Raw genomic sequence first — 18379 nt, 5'->3', positions numbered from 1 at the left:
CGTTAAACCGTTGAATCGTTAAGTCGATTAAACAAATTTACAATTAAACATAATCCACGATTAAACGATTAAACGAAGATGAAGCAATACTTAGATTTAGTAAAACACGTTTTAGAAAACGGCAATCAAAAAGGAGATAGAACAGGAACCGGAACAAAAAGTGTTTTTGGCTACCAAATGCGTTTTGATTTAAGTGAAGGTTTTCCAATGGTTACCACTAAAAAACTTCATTTAAAATCAATTATTTACGAATTGCTTTGGTTTTTAAAAGGAGATACCAACATCAAATACCTTCAAGAAAACGGCGTTAAAATCTGGGATGAATGGGCTGATTCTAATGGTGATTTGGGACCAGTTTATGGTCATCAATGGCGCAATTGGAACAGTGAAGAAATTGACCAGATATCTGAGTTAATCACCGAATTGAAGACAAATCCAAACAGTCGCAGAATGCTGGTTTCGGCTTGGAATCCTTCAGTTTTGCCAGACACTAAAAAATCTTTTGAGGAAAATGTAGCAAACAACAAAGTCTGCCTTGCCTCCATGCCATGCCTTTTTCCAATTTTATGTTTCGAGTCCCGATTTAGAAAAAGGAGAAACCAAAGGCAAACTTTCTTGTCAGCTGTATCAGCGAAGCGCTGATATCTTTTTAGGAGTTCCTTTCAACATTGCTTCTTATGCATTATTAACCATGATGATTGCTCAAGTTTGCGATCTTGAAGCTGGTGAGTTTATTCACACTTTTGGAGACGCGCACATTTACAACAATCACTTTGAGCAATTGGAACTGCAACTTTCGAGAGAACCAAAACCTCTTCCAAAAATGATTTTGAATCCTGCAATTAAAAACATTTTTGATTTTGATTATGACGATTTCACACTTGTAGACTATGAACCACATCCGGGGATAAAAGGAAGTGTAGCTGTATAAAAACATAAAAAAATCCGCTTAGAATTTAAGCGGATTTTTTTATACTGCCAGGACACTATTTTCGCTTCCAGCAAAATCATTCCATTTATAAGAATCTGCCTCAGGCTCGTTAACATAAACTCCGTCAATTAAATACTTAAACTCATAAATGGCATCTTTCACCAAATCATAAGTCGCTTTAAAAGTTCCATTTTTTAACTTACTCAAAGTTCCTTCTTCTGGATTCCAATTATTAAAATCTCCAACTACAGCCGCAGTACTTGCATCTTTAGCTTCTACAGAAAAAGTAACTTTTACCACTGGTTTTGTTTTGATAAATTGCTTCTTTAAAGACATAACTATTTAGTTTTTAGATTGATATGTCTAAGTTACACAAATTCGACTGAACTTTCAATACTCCATTATCCGATTTACGACAATAGCAAAAATGCATATTTATTTTAATCATATCCATAAATTAATCCACAATAATTTTTTGATTTCAAATTCTTAACTACTTCAAGAGCAAATATTATAGAATCAAAATTCCTTGTTTTCAAAATAAATTTTAACTTTATAACCTCATTTCATTTAATATCTTATGGAAAAAGAAGTACACGAACAGTATGAATATGCCAGAAGAAGACTCAGACAAAAGAAAATCCTGTATTTTCATTTTGTTCTTTTTCTAATCGGAAGCTTATTTTTATTTGTTGCCAATAGATTTTTCGGTTTTGGAGCTGGAACAAATCAAAATTGGTGTATATGGGGAATTACTATATGGCTCTTTTTGTTTATTTTACACTTTATAAAAGTCTATATTACAGACCGATTCATGAATAAAAAATGGGAAAGAGAACAAATTGACAGGCTTGTTGCACTGCGGCAGAAAAGAATCAGTCAATTAGAATCCAAAATAAATGCGGATACTGAAAAATAAAATTTTAGTTTAGAATGCCATGATTATAATGATAGCGGCTGTAGCCGAAAACAATGCTCTCGGAAAAAATAATGATTTAGTATGGCATTTGCCAAATGATTTCAAAAGATTCAAATCGCTTACAACGAATCATTACATTATTATGGGAAGAAAGACTTTTGAAAGTTTCCCAAAACCTTTGCCTAACAGAACTCATGTTATCATAACACGCCAAACCGATTATCAGCCTGAAGGCCGCATTGTAGTTGACAGTATCGAAAAAGCAATTGCTGTTTGTCCTGAAAATGAAGATTCATACATCATTGGCGGGGGTGAAATTTACAATCTTGCAATGCCTTATGCTGATATAATTGAAATAACCAAAGTACATCATGCTTTTGATGCAGATACTTTTTTCCAAAAATCAACGAAAACGAGTGGATGCTGGTAGAATCAGAAGAAAACTTTAAAGATGACAAACATCTTTATGATTACACTTACGAAACGTATATCCGTAAATAAAAAAACATCCTCTTGTGAAGGATGTTTTTTAAACAATTGATTTTAAGATTTTGACTCTTTCGAGAAATAGTTTTGGTAAAAAAATCACAAATGTGTAAACACTTGAAATAACTGAATAACATAAATGTTAATTTGAGAACAAGTCTCAAAACGCCTTTAATAACAAATACCACTAAGATATTAAAGGCAAGAAAATTAAAATTTCCAAAAACAAATTTAATCCTAAGAACGTACTTTGCACTTAACTTTTAAAATGATCTTGCTTTTAAGAACAGCATTTCAAAACTACTTACAAGAACAACTGAATTACCAGTGCAAAAGAAGCAACCATTTGATTTAAGTCATATTTTTCAATCAATCATTAAAATTTTCATCATTTTATCTTTGACAAATTTGTGCATAAATCCAGCGCTACACAATACCCACTTTTGGTGATTTTTTTAAAATACCCACTTTTGGTGATATGCTTCAACAAACAAAAACAGCGAGCTCGCAACATCAAAAATCTCGCTTTTAAAACATTTGTTTTACAAATTGAAAAAGCCAATTACAGTTAAGTCAGATTGTATTATATTTGCCTAAATAAAAAAAATGTCTGAAAAAATAACTCCATATAAAGACTCTTCTTTAGGGAAGAAAGAGCAGGTTGCCCAAATGTTTGACAACATTTCTGGGAACTATGATAATTTGAACCGTGTCATCTCATTTGGGATTGATGTGAAATGGCGAAAAAAGTATTAAAAATAGTATCTGACACAAAGCCAAAAGTCATTCTTGATATTGCTACTGGAACTGGTGACCTAGCTATTTTAATGGCACAAACCAATGCAGAAAAAATAATCGGTTTGGATATTTCGGCGGGAATGCTTGAAGTTGGGAAAAAGAAAGTAGCCGAAAAAAATCTTTCAAATACTATTGATTTGGTTTTGGGAGATTCTGAAAATATTCCTTTTGAAGACAATTATTTTGATGCTATAACTGTTGGTTTTGGTGTTCGAAACTTTGAAAATTTAGAAAAAGGATTTGCCGAAATTTTAAGAGTTTTAAAACCAAACGGCATATTTGTAATTCTTGAAACTTCTGTTCCAGATAAAACTCCATACAAACAAGGGTATAAATTTTACAGCAAAAACATCCTCCCAATAATCGGGAAATTATTTTCTAAAGATAATTCTGCTTATGGTTATTTATCAGAATCTGTCGCGGCTTTTCCTTACGGAGAAGCATTAAACAATATTTTGAGAAAAATTGGGTTTATAGATGTTGTGGCTATGCCTCAAACCTTCGGAGTTGCAACCATTTATTCTGCTTCTAAAAAATAGTATGAAAAAAACAGTAATCTTAATTTTATTAGTCTTATCGACAAAAGGGTATTCGCAATTTGCTAAAAACATGTTTAGCAAAGATCCCATTATAAACCTTGAAAACTGGCAAAAACAACGCCTTTATTTTGGTTACTATTTAGGATTCAATAGCTTTGACTTTAAATTTGACTATAAAAATGTTGTGAACCAAGATATTCAGGTAAAAAAAACTACCGGATTTAATGTTGGTGTTGTTGCAGATTTAAGATTACAGGAGTATATAAACCTGCGTTTTGAACCAGGTTTATACTATACAAAACGTGATTTATATTATCCAAATTTCCCTTCTCAAAATGACTATTTGAGAGAAGTGAACAGTACTTATATCCATTTTCCTTTATTGCTGAAATTCTCTTCTTTGCGTACAGGAAATATCCGCCCTTACCTAGTTGGCGGAATGTCGACAACGCTGAATTTATCGAGCAATTCAAAATCTCAAGATGATAATTCGCGACAAAAATTCAGAGTAAAACCTTGGACGGCTGACTTATGAAATGGGTGTTGGAATTGATTTCTTTACAGAATATTTCATTTTTTCACCGTCAATCAGAGGAATGTTTGGCATCACTGACGAATTAGTTAGAGATAATGACCCAAACAGTCCTTGGACAGGAAATATAGATTCTATGAAATCTAGAGCCATTTTAATAAATTTTACTTTTCACTAAAACAAATAGCTAACTATTTCGTTTAAATTCACTGAGAATAATTGCTGTTGCAGTAGCTACATTTAAACTTTCGGTTTTTTGCGGCTTTCCAAATCGTGGAATTGTGAGTCGGCTTGTGACCATTTTTTCAATTTCTGCCGAAATACCATTGGCTTCATTGCCCATAATAATGATTCCTTTTTCTGGCAAATTTGATTTATAAATGTTTTCGCCATCCATAAAAGTTCCAAAAATTGGCAGTTTTGTTTGAGCGATAAAGCTTTTCAAATCAATATAATTTACATTTACTCTGGTTATAGATCCCATTGTAGCCTGAACCACTTTTGGGTTATAAATATCTACAGTTTCTTTAGAGCAAATGATTTGTTTGATGCCAAACCAGTCGCAAAGGCGCATAATTGTCCCCAAATTTCCGGGATCACGAATGTCGTCTAAAGCCAAAATCAATCCTGATTCGATTATTTTATTTTCGGCAGGGATTTTGAATACTGCCAAACAAGTATTTGGAGTTGACAAAGCACTTATTTTCTTTAACTCCTGTTCATTAATAAGAGTACGTTTTGAAGATTGAACCGCCTCAAAATCATTTTGCGTGGTGTACAAATGCTCTAATTCAAAGTTGGATTGCAACAATTCTTGAATTACTTTTACTCCTTCCGCAAAAAATAATTGATTTGCAAAACGCTGTTTTTTTTGATGTAAGCCTGAGATAAGTTTTATTTGGTTTTTACTAACCATAAAATAATGTACTTTTGAATTAAATATTTATAAACACTTGAAAAATAATTCCACAAAAATAACAGCATTTATTCTAATAGCAACACTTATTTGTGCTTGTAATGCCGTAAAAAGAGTTCCAGATGGAAAAAACCTTCTTGTAAAAAATAATATTCTTGTAAACGGAAAATCATCAAATGATGAAATTGCCACGAATCAAATGTACCAAAAACCAAACGGAAAACTGTTGGGTTTTAAATTGCGTTTGAATTTATACAACTTAGCCAATTTAAATCCTGACTCTACTTATAAAGCAAAATTTGACAATCATCCGGGTAGATATGAGCGTTGGTCGAAATTATTATCAGCTAAACAGGTCGATCGTCTTGGCCAATCTTTTATAAATAAAGGCTTAAATGATTTCTTAAAAAATACGGGAGAAGCTCCTGTAATTATTGATACTGCAAAAACAAGAAAATCTTTGCTTCGTTTAAAATATTACTATTTAAATAATGGTTTTTTCAAAGTACAAACAGATTATACTATTGACACTGTTGGAATCAAAAGAGCCAAAATAAACTACAACATCACGACTGGACCAGCCTATACATTAGATTCTATCAGAACTACGATTTTGACTCCTGCATTAGACTCGCTTTATCACACAAGCAGAGAACCTTCGCTTTTAAAATCTGGAAACCAATATAAAACCACTGATTTTGAAGAAGAAAAAAACCGTATTACAACGTACTTCAGAAACAATGGCGCTTATTATTTTCAACCGACTTATGTGACTTTTGATATTGATACTATTGGCAAAAAAACAAAGCCGATGTAAACTTAATCATCAACAATAACAGCATACAAGAAAAAGATTCAAGCAGAACAGAACCATTTAAATTGTATAAAATCAGCGATGTGAATATTTATACTGATTATTCACCAGCTAATGCAAAATCAAAAATCAACGATAGTATTTCGTACAACAACTTTAATTTATACGGTTACAAAAAAATCAAATACAAACCGCGAGCTATTACTGATGCCGTTTTTATTACAAAAGGAAGCATTTTCTCTGATACGAGAACAACGCTTTCTTCTCGATATTTGAACAATTTAAAAATCTTCAATTATCCTTCAATACAATATGAAGTCGATAAAAGAGATTCAACCGCACAATCTTTAATTGCCAATGTTTATTTGACACCAAGAAAAAAATATAGTTTCGGGGCAACGCTCGATGTAACACATTCTAACATTCAGGATTTTGGTATTGGGGCAAGTATATCTGAAACTATTCGAAATGTATTTAATCGTGCTGAAACGCTTGAAATTTCGGCAAGAATGAATATTGGATCATCAAAAGATATGGCGAATCCTAACAATAATTTCTTCAATGTTTCAGAATATGGACTTGATATGAAATTGAATTTCCCAAGGATTTTAATGCCTTTTGGAACTGAAAAAATCATCCCGAAAAGAATGATTCCTTCCACATCAATATCAAGCGGTTTTTCGAAACAGCGAAATATTGGTTTGGACAAAGAAAACTTTACGGGCGGAATTGCCTACAACTGGTCGCCAAAACGTCACAATACAGCAAAATTAGAATTATTGAACGCACAATATGTTCGAAACTTAAACCCGAACAATTACTTTAATGTATACACTTCTTCATATGATGAATTAAACGGCATAGGTAAAGATTATAACATAAATGATGAAAACTGGGGAACCACACCAGAAGAACAAGCTAGAAAAAACCTTACCATTCCTCAAGGAACTACAGGATTTACTGATGACGTATTGAATAACAGAACTGCATTACAGCCTGGAGACCCTCAATATAGAGACGTAGAAAGCATTGAAGAACGAAGAGTTCGTTTGACCGAAAATGACTTTATTTTAGCGACAAGTTATACGTTTACCAAAACCACTAAAAAAGATTTAGCAGACAATACGTTCTATCAATTTAAAACAAAAGTAGAATCTGCAGGAACTTTATTGTCCGCGATTTCAAACATTGCGAGTCTGCCAAAAAACACCAATGGCAATTACGAAATATTTAATTTAGAATATTCGGAATACATCAAAACCGAATTCGATTATATCAAACACTGGGATTTTGGAAAAGAAAATGTAATAGCAGTAAGAAGTTTCTTTGGGATTGCAATTCCCTTTGGAAATTCAGATTACATTCCGTTTTCACGAAGTTATTACTCAGGAGGTTCAAATGACAACCGCGCATGGCAACCTTACTCATTAGGTCCGGGAAGCACAGATGCGAAGGATGATTTTAACGAAGCAAATATGAAGATTGCGCTTAGTGCCGAATATCGTTTTAAAATTCTTGGAGATGTCAAAGGTGCAATTTTTGCAGACGCTGGAAATATCTGGAATGTACTCGATAACGTGATTGACGAAAAGGCAAGATTCAACAACGTAAACGATTTAGCTGAAATTGCTTTGGGTACAGGATTTGGTTTACGCTATGATTTAAGCTTTTTTGTTGTTCGATTGGATTTAGGCTTCAAGACTTATAATCCGGCACATGAGAAGGGAGACAGATGGTTTAAGGAATACAATTTTGGGCACTCTGTTTTAAATTTTGGAATAAATTATCCTTTCTAATGCTAATTAATTCTTATTTTTGCAACCTAAAAACTAAAAACAACTATAAAAAAATTACAATGGCACACAATATCAAACCAGGAGTTGCTACAGGAGACCAAGTTCAGGAGATTTTTAACTATGCAAAAGAAAAAGGATTTGCACTTCCTGCAGTAAACGTTACTGGATCAAGCACAATCAACGGTGTACTTGAAACTGCAGACAAAACTAAACGCACCAGTTATTATTCAATTTTCTAACGGAGGAGCACAATTCAACGCTGGAAAAGGATTATCTAACGCAGGTGAAAAAGCGGCAATCGCTGGAGGAATCGCTGGAGCAAAACATATTCACACTTTAGCTGAAGCTTACGGTGCAACTGTAATTTTACACACTGACCACTGCGCAAAAAAATTATTGCCTTGGATTGATGGTTTATTAGACGCTTCTGAAAAACACTTCGCAGAAACAGGAAAACCATTATTCAGTTCTCACATGATCGATTTGTCTGAGGAGCCAATCGAAGAAAACATCGAGATCTGTAAAGAATATTTAGCTAGAATGAGCAAAATGGGTATGACATTAGAAATCGAGCTTGGTATTACAGGTGGTGAAGAAGATGGTGTTGACAACTCTGATGTTGATAGCTCAAAATTATACACTCAACCAGAAGAAGTAGCTTACGCTTACGAAGAATTATCTAAAGTGAGCCCTAAATTCACAATTGCTCGCCGCTTTTGGAAACGTTCACGGTGTTTACAAACCAGGAAACGTAAAATTAACTCCAAAAATCTTAAAAAATTCTCAGGATTTCGTACAACAAAAATTCAACACAGGACACAATCCAGTTGACTTCGTTTTCCACGGAGGTTCAGGTTCTACACTTGAAGAAATCAGAGAAGGTATCAGCTACGGAGTTATCAAAATGAACATCGATACAGATTTACAATTTGCATACACTGAAGGAATCCGTGATTATATGGTTAAAAATTTAGATTATTTGAAATCTCAAATTGGAAACCCAGAAGGTCCTGATGCTCCAAACAAAAAATATTACGATCCAAGAAGATGGGTTCGTGAAAGCGAAGTAACATTCAACGCAAGACTTGAACAAGCTTTTGCTGATTTAAATAACGTAAACACGCTTTAAATTTTAGATTTCTGATTTTAGATTTCAGACTTCTAAAAGCCTGAAATCTAATTTCTGAATCAGATTAAAAATCTAAAATCTAAAATCTACATTCTAAAATTAAAAAAATGGCTTGGTTTAAAAGACAAGAAAAAGGGATTACGACCGCTACAGAAGATAAGATGGACGTTCCGAAAGGATTGTGGTACAAATCTCCTACTGGAAAAATTATTGATGCTGACGAATTAGCGAGAAATTTATTCGTTAGCCCTGAAGATGATTTTCACGTTCGAATTGGAAGCGCAACCTATTTTGAAATTTTATTCGACAACAACGAATTTGTTGAGTTAGATAAAAACATGACATCAAAAGATCCTTTGCACTTTGTTGACACAAAGAAATATGCAGACAGATTGAAAGATGTAATGGAAAAAACTCACTTAAAAGACGCTGTACGTACGGGAGTAGGAAAATCTAAAGGAAAAGAACTTGTAATCTGCTGTATGGATTTCGCTTTTATTGGTGGATCTATGGGAGCAGTTGTAGGTGAGAAAATCGCAAGAGGTATTGATCACGCGATCAAAAACAAATTGCCTTTTGTAATGATTTCAAAATCTGGTGGAGCTCGTATGATGGAAGTCGCTTATTCGTTAATGCAATTAGCAAAAACTTCTGTAAAGCTAGCTCAATTAGCTGAAGCTAAATTACCTTATATCTCTCTTTGTACCGATCCAACAACTGGAGGAACAACTGCATCTTACGCTATGTTAGGAGACATCAACATCTCTGAGCCAGGCGCTTTGATTGGTTTTGCTGGTCCTCGTGTTGTACGTGACACTACAGGAAAAGATTTGCCAGAAGGTTTCCAAACCGCTGAGTTTCTTTTAGAGCACGGTTTCTTAGACTTTATCACGCCTAGAAAAGAATTGAAAGATAAGATCAACTTATATATCGATTTGATTCAAAATAATACAATTAGATAGTTTTAAAACTATTCAAAATAGAAAATCCCAAGAAATTCCTTCTTGGGATTTTTTTATATTAAACATTGACATATCATACATGTGACGGAATAAATTCCGTTGCTACCAATATTTCATTCCTACGGAATTTTTCACTTCCTAAATACAATCTTTAAATTACCCTGCTTTCTTCAAATCCTTTTTCAATTCTTTCTCAGCGATTTTAAAAGCAAGTTTCTCGCGCCATGCGAGCATAACGTTCCCTGAAAACAACTTTAATAGCACTATCAACTGCTCCATGCATGAACAAGCTCCAAACGCTGGCTACTTTTCTAGATACAGACTGATCCCAAGCGCGAAGTGTTAGCGAAAAAGAACCATCAATGTAACGCATCCAGTGCCACATTCCTGTTGGCATGAATAAAGTGTCGCCGTGCTCAAGAAAAACTTCATAACCCTCTACTCCCTTTAGCGCTGGGAATTTTTCAAAATCTGGATTAGCGACATCATAATCTTCTAAGGCATATGTAGTGTTTGGAAGACAATACAATCTTTTTTCCACTTATTATCGAATAATATAATATGCTTTCTTCCGCCAAAATGAGTGTGAAAAAGATGCGGCAAATCAATATCGTAATGCAAAAAAGTTATTGCCTTTGAACCACCAAAAAACATGGCCGGCATACTTTCGATAAAACCGCCCATTAATTCTTTTGGAATTTTTACATCATCGATTAATTCGGGTCTGTGTTTGAAAAGATTGAAAAAAGATACGCAATTGCGTCGGTTCTCGTTTTATCAAATCCAAGTATTCGCCAAATTTCATGCTGGCGATTGAAGCATTAATTACTTTTGAAGGGTCTGCTTTTGAATTATCTACCAATTTAACCTCAATATCACCTGCAATCTGCTTAAAATATTCGGTTGACCACTTTTCTCTGGCTGGCCAATCTTTCGTTAGTCCTTTTATAATTAAAGGCCTTCTTTTATCCAAATAATTCTTTTTAAAATCTTCTTTGGAAATAGACTCAACAGTATCAACAGATTTAAGGTTAAAGCTCATTTGTTTTACGGATTAAGTTGTCAGTGGTCTATCAAAAATATCTAATTATTTCGAGCCATCAAAATTTACAGTAAAATAACACAAAAACAATATTACATTCCGGTTCTAATTGCTTCAACCGGATCTAGATTTGCCGCTGAAACTGCCGGTAAAATCCCTGAAATTATCCCAACAAAAATGGAAAGCCCTGCACCAATAAAGATGTTCCAGAAACTCAAAACAAACTCAAACTCCAATAAATTGGTCAGAAGAAGAGAAAGCAACCAAACAATCAGCAAACCAATTACACCTCCAATCAAGCAAAGCATTACGGCTTCAAATAAAAACTGAAATAAGATGAATTTATTTTTCGCTCCCAAAGATTTTTGAATACCAATTAAATTTGTTCGCTCTTTTACAGAAACAAACATAATATTGGCAACTCCAAAACCTCCAACCAAGAAAGAAAAAATACTGATGAAAATTCCAGCAGTTCTCAAAGTTCCCAATATTCCATCTATAAAATCAGTGAAGCCAGAAAGCACGTTTACAAAGAAATTATCCATTTCTCCCGCTTTCATACCACGAATGGCACGAAGTTTTTGAGCAACTTCAGCTTTATAGGCTTCCATATCAACTCCTTTAACGGGTTTCAAAACAATTACGGGCGTCATCGAATCACTGTCGCCATACATTCGGCGAAGGAAATTGGCTGGCAAATAAACCGAAGTATCATTGCTGTCGCCAAAAAACCTGCTCCTTGCTTTGCCATTACACCAATAACCGTAAAACGCTGTCCATATAAACGAATATTTTTTCCAATCGGATCACTTGCGTCGAAAAGCCCTTCGGCAATATCATATCCAAGAACAATAACCGGAGTTCCAGAATTTGACTCAGATTCATTGTAAAATCGTCCTTTATCAAAACTCAATCCGTCAATCTCAACCATTTCAAATGATGAAGGAATAATATTCACATCGGCAACAGTTTTGGAATCATACTTTAAAGTTTCCCTCGCAACAAAAAGCTGATAACCTACTTGATCGGTATTATTCAATGAATTTTTCAACCCAATATATTCATCGTATTTCACATTTGGAAACTGCTCTCTTTTCCATTGTGGAATTTCAGATGGCCCAAAGCAATATTTCATTAAATAAATCGTATTTTTATCTAAGCTACTCAAATCCTTAGAAATTTTTCGGTCTAAAGAATCGACAGCGACCAAAACAGCAATAATCGAAAAAATACCAATCGTAACGCCCAGCAAAGACAATAAAGTTCTTAATTTATTATTTCGCAACGCATTTATGGCAAAGCCGAAACTTTCTTTTAATAATCGGAGGTAAAGAAACATATAATAGTATTTTTCAATAAAGTAAAATTCAATAAATTAAATTCAAAAACCTAATAAAACTTAACTTACTCATCAGTAGATTTTTTTAGCATAATGTTACATTAATTTTCTTTAAAATAATATTTAAAAAAACTACTTTTGCAGTCTGAAAATCATAACTACACAATGAGCACAACTAAAAAAATACAATCAGCACTAATTTCGGTTTTTTCTAAAGACGGATTAGAGCCAATCGTTAGAAAATTACACGAACAAAATGTAACACTTTACTCTACTGGAGGAACTGAAGATTTTATTAAAAATCTTGGAATTCCTGTAGTTCCAGTTGAAGATATTACTTCGTTTCCAGAAATTCTTGGAGGAAGAGTAAAAACATTGCACCCGAAAATTTTTGGCGGAATCTTAAACCGTCAAGACAACGAGAGCGATGTTCAGCAAATGAAAGAATTTGACATTCCTCAAATTGATTTGGTAATTGTTGATTTGTATCCTTTTGAAAAAACTGTTTCTTCAGGTGCAAGCGAACAAGATATCATCGAAAAAATTGATATTGGCGGGATTTCATTAATCCGTGCAGGTGCTAAAAATTTCAAAGACACTGTAATTGTTGCTTCAGTTAATGAATACAGCCTTCTTTTAGATTTGATTACAGAACAAAACGGAAGCACAACTCTTGAAAACAGAAGATTGTTTGCTACTAAAGCGTTCCACGTATCATCTCATTATGATGGAGCAATTTTTAATTATTTCAATACAGACGAGACGATTTACAAAGAAAGTATTGCGAACGGTCAAGTTTTAAGATACGGTGAAAACCCTCACCAAAAAGGATTCTTCTTTGGAGATTTCGACGCTATGTTCAAAAAACTTCATGGAAAAGAATTGTCATACAACAACTTATTAGACGTTGATGCTGACAGTAAATTTAATTGCTGAGTTTAAAACTGACGGACCAACATTTGCAATTTTGAAACACAATAATGCTTGTGGTTTAGCTTCAAGAAAAACAATCAGCGAAGCATATTTAGCCGCTTTGGCTTGTGATCCTACTTCTGCTTTTGGCGGAGTGTTAATTTCTAACACAAAAATTGATTTAGAAACAGCGCAAGAAATCAACAAATTATTCTGCGAAGTGGTAATTGCTCCAGCTTATGATGATGAGGCAGTTACAGTTTTACAAGAGAAGAAAAACAGAATCATTTTAGTTCAAAATGAAGTTGAATTACCAGCTCGTCAAGTTAGAACTTGTCTTAATGGTTTGTTAATTCAAGACAGAAATAATATTACGGATAATAAAGAGCATTTAAAAACCGTTACCATTACAGAACCTACTGCTCAAGAGATCGAAGATTTGATCTTTGCTTCTAAAATCTGCAAGAATACAAAATCAAACACTATTGTATTTGCTAAAAATGGAACATTGATTTCATCTGGTACAGGTCAGACATCAAGAGTCGATGCATTAATGCAGGCTGTAGACAAAGCGAAAGCTTTTGGATTTGATTTAACTGGAGCTTCGATGGCAAGTGACGCATTTTTTCCATTTCCGGATTGTGTAGAATTAGCCAAAAAAGCAGGAATAACTGCTGTAATTCAGCCAGGAGGTTCGATAAAAGACGAATTAAGCATAAATTATTGCAATGAAAATAATCTTGCAATGGTATTTACAGGAACTCGTCATTTTAAACATTAATTTGTTTAACTTTGTTCGATAAATAATTTATAACATTTTAAACCCCTAAAAAACTTATGGGATTTTTTGATTTCATGACCGAGGATATTGCAATAGACCTTGGTACCGCAAACACTTTAATCATTCATAATGATAAAGTTGTTATTGACAGCCCCTCTATCGTAGCACGCGACAGAGTTTCAGGCAAAATCATCGCTGTTGGTAAAGAAGCCAACATGATGCAAGGTAAAACGCATGAAAACATCAAAACCATAAGGCCTTTGAAGGATGGTGTTATTGCCGATTTTGATGCTTCAGAAAAGATGATCAACATGTTCATCAAAAGTATTCCTGCATTAAAAAAGAGAATGTTTACGCCAGCATTAAGAATGGTTGTTTGTATTCCTTCTGGAATTACTGAGGTTGAAATGCGTGCTGTAAAAGAATCTTGTGAGCGTGTAAACGGAAAAGAAGTTTATTTGATTCACGAGCCAATGGCAAGCGAGCAATTGGTATTGGTATCGACATTATGCAACCAAAAGGTAACATGATTGTAGATATTGGAGGTGGTACAACTGAAATTGCTGTTATTGCATTAGGCGGAATTGTTTGTGACAAATCTGTAAAAATTGCGGGTGACGTTTTCACAAATGATATCGTTTATTACATGCGTACACAGCACAACTTATTTGTTGGAGAAAGTACCGCTGAAAAAATCAAAATTCAGATTGGAGCAGACTATCGAAGATTTAGATGGGCCGCCAGAAGATATGTCTGTTCAAGGTAGAGATTTGCTTACTGGTAAACCAAAACAAGTAGATGTATCTTACCGTGAGATTGCAAAAGCATTAGACAAATCTATCCAACGTATTGAGGATGCTGTAATGGAAACATTATCTCAGACTCCTCCTGAGTTAGCGGCAGATATCTACAATACTGGTATCTATTTAGCTGGTGGTGGATCTATGTTGAGAGGTCTTGACAAACGTATTTCTCAAAAAACAGATTTGCCAGTTTATATTGCTGAAGATCCGTTAAGAGCAGTTGTTCGCGGTACTGGAATGGCACTTAAAAATATTGCAAAATTTAAAAGCATCTTAATCAAATAAGATCAAAATAAAAACTAATTTACTTTTATAAAGGTCAAATTTCTATGATTTGACCTTTATAAAAATTGAAACCTAAAGCATATCCTGAAACAAAATAACCAGACAAGAAATGCGACAAATATTTAATTTCATTATAAGAAACAGTAATCGATTGCTGTTTTTGTCGCTTTTAGGTATTTCGTTAGGACTCACTATTCAATCTCATTCCTACCATAGAAGCAAAGTAATCAGTTCTGCCAATTTCTTGAGCGGAGGTGTTTATGAAAGAATCAATCATGTGAATGAATACTTGAATTTAAGAGCTGAAAATGACGAACTTGTACTTGAGAACGCAAGATTAAAAAGTCTTTTATTCAATAAAGAAGACACAACAAAATTGCCTTTACCTGATACTATCAAAGGAGTAAAGCCGGCTGACATTATTGTGTCAAAAGTGATTCATAATACCTACAGTACTCACGAAAACTTTCTTACTTTAAATTCTGGATCCAACGAAGGTGTAAAACCAGATATGGGAGTAATCAACAGTTTAGGAATTGTTGGAGTAATTGATAATACTTCCCCAAGATATTCTACTGTGGTTAGTATTTTGAATATGAAATCACAAATCAATGCCAAACTTAAAAAATCAAATCACTTTGGTTCTTTAACTTGGGATGGGAAAAGTACTGGATTTGTACAGCTGAGAGACGTTCCAAGGTTAGCTTCTGTTAGAAAAGGCGACACAATCGTAACTGGAGGACAATCTGTAATTTTCCCTGAAGGAATCAACATAGGAACTGTTGAAACCGTTTATAAAGAAGACCAGACAAGTTTTTATGTCATAAAAGTTAAACTGTTTAACGATATGACAAATCTAGGACATGTCTATATTATCAAAAGCAAAGACAGAGAAGAACTTATTAATTTAGAAAAAAAGGAAAAAGATGAATAGCGCATTGTTAGTCAATATTTTTCGATTTATTATGTTACTGGCAATTCAGATTGTTATTTTCAACAATATGAATTTTTTAGGTTACATAAGTCCTTTTCCGTATATCCTATATATCATTCTTTATCCTGTTAACAGCAATAAATCAGGATTGATTATTTCAAGTTTTTTGCTTGGATTAACAATGGATATGTTTTGCAATTCTGGCGGAATCCATGCAACAGCTTGTGTAATTCTTGCTTATTACAGACCTTATATTTTTAAATTTTCGTTTGGACTGAGTTATGAATATCAAACCATCAAACTAAATGAATCTTTAACACCGGAGCGCTTTTCATTCATTTTGGTATCAGTTTTGCTACATCATATTGTACTATTTGTTCTCGAAGCGTTCCAATTTAAATTTGTTTGGGACATTTTGCTCCGAACCTTATTTAGTTCAATTTTTACAATTATAACTTCAATCATAATAATTTATCTTATTAAGCCCAATAAACGATGAGAAAAGTTCTGTCTGCCCGCTTTAATTATCATTGCAGGATCTTTACTGGTGATCAGGGTATTTTATTTGCAAATTGTAGACGATTCATTTAAGTTAAAATCAGAAAACAACGCAATAAAAAAACAGTACGACTATCCTGAGAGAGGTTATATTTACGACAGATACGGCAAATTATTAGTAGCCAACCAAGCTTCATATGATATCATGGTTATTCCGCGAGAAATCAAAGAAGATTTGAATGTTACTGAATTTTGTGCGTTATTAAACATCACAAAAGAAGAATACGATAAAAGAATTGCTAAGGCTAAAGTTTATAGCCCGCGTCTTCCGTCAGTATTTTTGGCGCAATTAAACAAAAATGAATTTGTCGCTTTTCAAGAAAAAATCAGAAAATATGAAGGTTTTTATTTCCAAAAAGGTCGCTTCGTGATTATGAAGTAGATTATGGAGCAAATATCTTTGGTTTTATTAGACAAGTAGATGAGAACTTAATTGCGAAAAACCCGTACTACAATAGTGGAGATTTGATTGGAAGACAAGGTGTAGAAGAGAGTTATGAAGAAGTACTACGCGGAATCAAAGGAGTTAAATATATCCAGAAAGATAAGTACAATCGTGAAATTGGATCTTATAAAAATGGAAAATACGACACTATCGCTGTTGCAGGAGAAGATATCAATTTAACTATTGATGCCGAACTTCAAAAATATGGCGAAGAATTAATGATCAATAAAAGAGGTGGGATCGTTGCTCTTGAGCCTAAAACAGGTGAAATTTTAGCACTTGTTACTGCTCCTTCTTACGATCCTGGAATTTTAGTTGGAAGACAGCGCTCTAAAAACTATACTCTTTTATATCATGATTCTATTGCAAAACCATTATATGACAGAGGGCTTTTGGCAGAGTATCCTCCTGGATCACCGTTTAAAATATTGACGGGTTTAGTTGCTCTTCAAGAAGGAGTAATTGATGAACATACAACATTTATGTGCCACCATGGTTTCAGTTATGGTAGAGGCCGATTTATGAAGTGTCACGGTTTTGGTCCGCATCAGCTGAACAACGGTATTTATAATTCTTGCAACACATACTTTGCACAATCATATATGTTAACAATCAACAAGTATCGAAATCCAGGATATGCTGTTGATGTTTGGAGCAATCACGTTAAAAGTTTTGGACTTGGCCAATTTATGGGGTATGATTTGCCTACAGGAAGAAAAGGTAACATTCCAACATCTAAAACCTATAAAAAGATATATCCAAACGGCGGATGGAGAAGCACAACAATTGTTTCTAATGCGATCGGACAAGGTGAGGTTTTAATGACTCCAATCCAGCTGGCTAATATGATGGCAACTGTTGCAAATCAGGGTTATTACTACACGCCTCATATCATTAAAAAGATCGAAGGCAAAAAAATTGACGCAAAATTTACAACAAGGCACGAAACCACAATAGACAAAAAGTATTTCCCTCCTGTAATAAATGGATTATTTGACGTTTACAACAAGGGTACGGCTTATGCTCTTAAAGTACAAGGCATCGATATTTGTGGAAAAACAGGTACTGCCGAAAACTATGCTAAAATTGACGGAGTGCGAACAAAACTGAAAGATCACTCTATTTTTGTTGCTTTTGCTCCTAAAGACAATCCTAAAATTGCCATCGCAATCATGATTGAGAATGGAGGTTTTGGTGCAAACGTAGCCGGACCGATTGCAAGTTTGATGATTGAAAAGTATTTAAGAAAGAAAATCACAAGAACCGATTTAGAAGTTCGTGTTTTAAATAAAAGTTTAGCGAGTGAATATGCTAAATTAGGAGGCATGAGTGAAGCAAGTGCAATTGAATCGACTCCAAAAGACTCTGTTTTAAAAGCGAAAATTGTTGCCCAAAAAGCAACAACAAAAACTGAATTGAAAAAGATACCAATAGACACCACTAAAGAAAACTAACAAG

8 protein-coding genes and 10 pseudogenes are annotated in these 18379 nt (G+C 33.9%); 14 read left to right on the top strand and 4 right to left on the bottom strand.

From position 1 onward, the window contains the following. Positions 1-78 precede the first annotated feature (78 nt). Positions 79-931, top strand: a pseudogene (locus ACQ9BO_RS05225) (thymidylate synthase). 39 nt (positions 932-970) lie between these two features. On the opposite strand, the gene ACQ9BO_RS05220 reads toward ACQ9BO_RS05225, so the two are convergent. After that, positions 971-1267: an isoamylase early set domain-containing protein gene (locus ACQ9BO_RS05220; protein WP_132990704.1), complete on the bottom strand. Its 297-nt coding sequence runs from the start codon at positions 1265-1267 to the stop codon at positions 971-973. A 244-nt stretch (positions 1268-1511) separates the two neighbouring features. On the opposite strand from ACQ9BO_RS05220, the gene ACQ9BO_RS05215 reads away from it, so the two are divergent. From ACQ9BO_RS05215 to ACQ9BO_RS05200, 4 genes and pseudogenes are all read left to right on the top strand, one after another. Beyond that, positions 1512-1850: a 2TM domain-containing protein gene (locus ACQ9BO_RS05215; RefSeq protein ID WP_431243890.1), complete on the top strand. Its 339-nt coding sequence runs from the start codon at positions 1512-1514 to the stop codon at positions 1848-1850. Positions 1851-1869: 19 nt separating this feature from the next. Beyond that, positions 1870-2351: pseudogene (locus ACQ9BO_RS05210) on the top strand (dihydrofolate reductase). Between the two features lie 591 nt (positions 2352-2942). Further along, positions 2943-3673, top strand: a pseudogene (ubiE, locus tag ACQ9BO_RS05205) (bifunctional demethylmenaquinone methyltransferase/2-methoxy-6-polyprenyl-1,4-benzoquinol methylase UbiE). 1 nt (position 3674) lies between these two features. Next, positions 3675-4383, top strand: a pseudogene (locus ACQ9BO_RS05200) (porin family protein). 9 nt (positions 4384-4392) lie between these two features. Here the strand turns inward: ACQ9BO_RS05200 and ACQ9BO_RS05195 are convergent. Then, positions 4393-5121 carry a TrmH family RNA methyltransferase gene (locus tag ACQ9BO_RS05195; RefSeq protein ID WP_431243889.1) on the bottom strand — a complete coding sequence of 243 codons (729 nt, stop codon included), beginning with the start codon at positions 5119-5121 and terminating at the stop codon, positions 4393-4395. Between the two features lie 37 nt (positions 5122-5158). On the opposite strand from ACQ9BO_RS05195, the pseudogene ACQ9BO_RS05190 reads away from it, so the two are divergent. From ACQ9BO_RS05190 to accD, 3 genes and pseudogenes are all read left to right on the top strand, one after another. Next, a pseudogene (locus ACQ9BO_RS05190) lies at positions 5159-7731 on the top strand (BamA/TamA family outer membrane protein). A gap of 59 nt (positions 7732-7790) precedes the next feature. Continuing rightward, positions 7791-8860, top strand: a pseudogene (gene fbaA / locus ACQ9BO_RS05185) (class II fructose-bisphosphate aldolase). 107 nt (positions 8861-8967) lie between these two features. After that, positions 8968-9822 (top strand): acetyl-CoA carboxylase, carboxyltransferase subunit beta, encoded by an 855-nt coding sequence (accD, locus tag ACQ9BO_RS05180; protein WP_431243888.1) that lies wholly within the window; start codon positions 8968-8970, stop codon positions 9820-9822. A 156-nt stretch (positions 9823-9978) separates the two neighbouring features. Here the strand turns inward: accD and ACQ9BO_RS05175 are convergent. Then, positions 9979-10864 (bottom strand): annotated as a pseudogene (locus tag ACQ9BO_RS05175) (cupin-like domain-containing protein). A gap of 92 nt (positions 10865-10956) precedes the next feature. Further along, a pseudogene (locus tag ACQ9BO_RS05170) lies at positions 10957-12203 on the bottom strand (ABC transporter permease). 165 nt (positions 12204-12368) lie between these two features. Here ACQ9BO_RS05170 and purH point away from each other — a divergent pair. The 6 genes and pseudogenes from purH (at position 12369) to ACQ9BO_RS05140 (ending at position 18375) form a co-directional block, all read left to right on the top strand. Beyond that, positions 12369-13896: pseudogene (gene purH / locus ACQ9BO_RS05165) on the top strand (bifunctional phosphoribosylaminoimidazolecarboxamide formyltransferase/IMP cyclohydrolase). A gap of 56 nt (positions 13897-13952) precedes the next feature. After that, positions 13953-14984 (top strand): annotated as a pseudogene (locus ACQ9BO_RS05160) (rod shape-determining protein). A 109-nt stretch (positions 14985-15093) separates the two neighbouring features. Further along, the gene (gene mreC, locus ACQ9BO_RS05155; RefSeq protein ID WP_431243887.1) at positions 15094-15918 is read left to right on the top strand and encodes a rod shape-determining protein MreC; all 825 of its coding nucleotides are present in this window, start codon (positions 15094-15096) and stop codon (positions 15916-15918) included. Beyond that, complete coding sequence (locus tag ACQ9BO_RS05150) at positions 15911-16417, top strand: rod shape-determining protein MreD (protein ID WP_132990692.1); 507 nt, start codon at positions 15911-15913, stop codon at positions 16415-16417. Before mreC ends, ACQ9BO_RS05150 begins: the two co-directional genes overlap by 8 nt. A gap of 48 nt (positions 16418-16465) precedes the next feature. Further along, entirely contained in the window at positions 16466-16858 is a 393-nt protein-coding gene (locus tag ACQ9BO_RS05145; protein WP_431243886.1) for a hypothetical protein, read from the top strand. Positions 16859-16872: 14 nt separating this feature from the next. Then, a complete protein-coding gene (locus tag ACQ9BO_RS05140; RefSeq protein ID WP_431245073.1) occupies positions 16873-18375 on the top strand; it encodes a penicillin-binding transpeptidase domain-containing protein in 1503 nt (500 codons plus the stop codon). Positions 18376-18379 lie beyond the last annotated feature (4 nt).

It is taken from the genome of Flavobacterium sp. P21 (genome assembly GCF_050632225.1).
GTDB lineage: Bacteria > Bacteroidota > Bacteroidia > Flavobacteriales > Flavobacteriaceae > Flavobacterium.
This window is presented reverse-complemented; position numbering and strand designations above follow the sequence as displayed.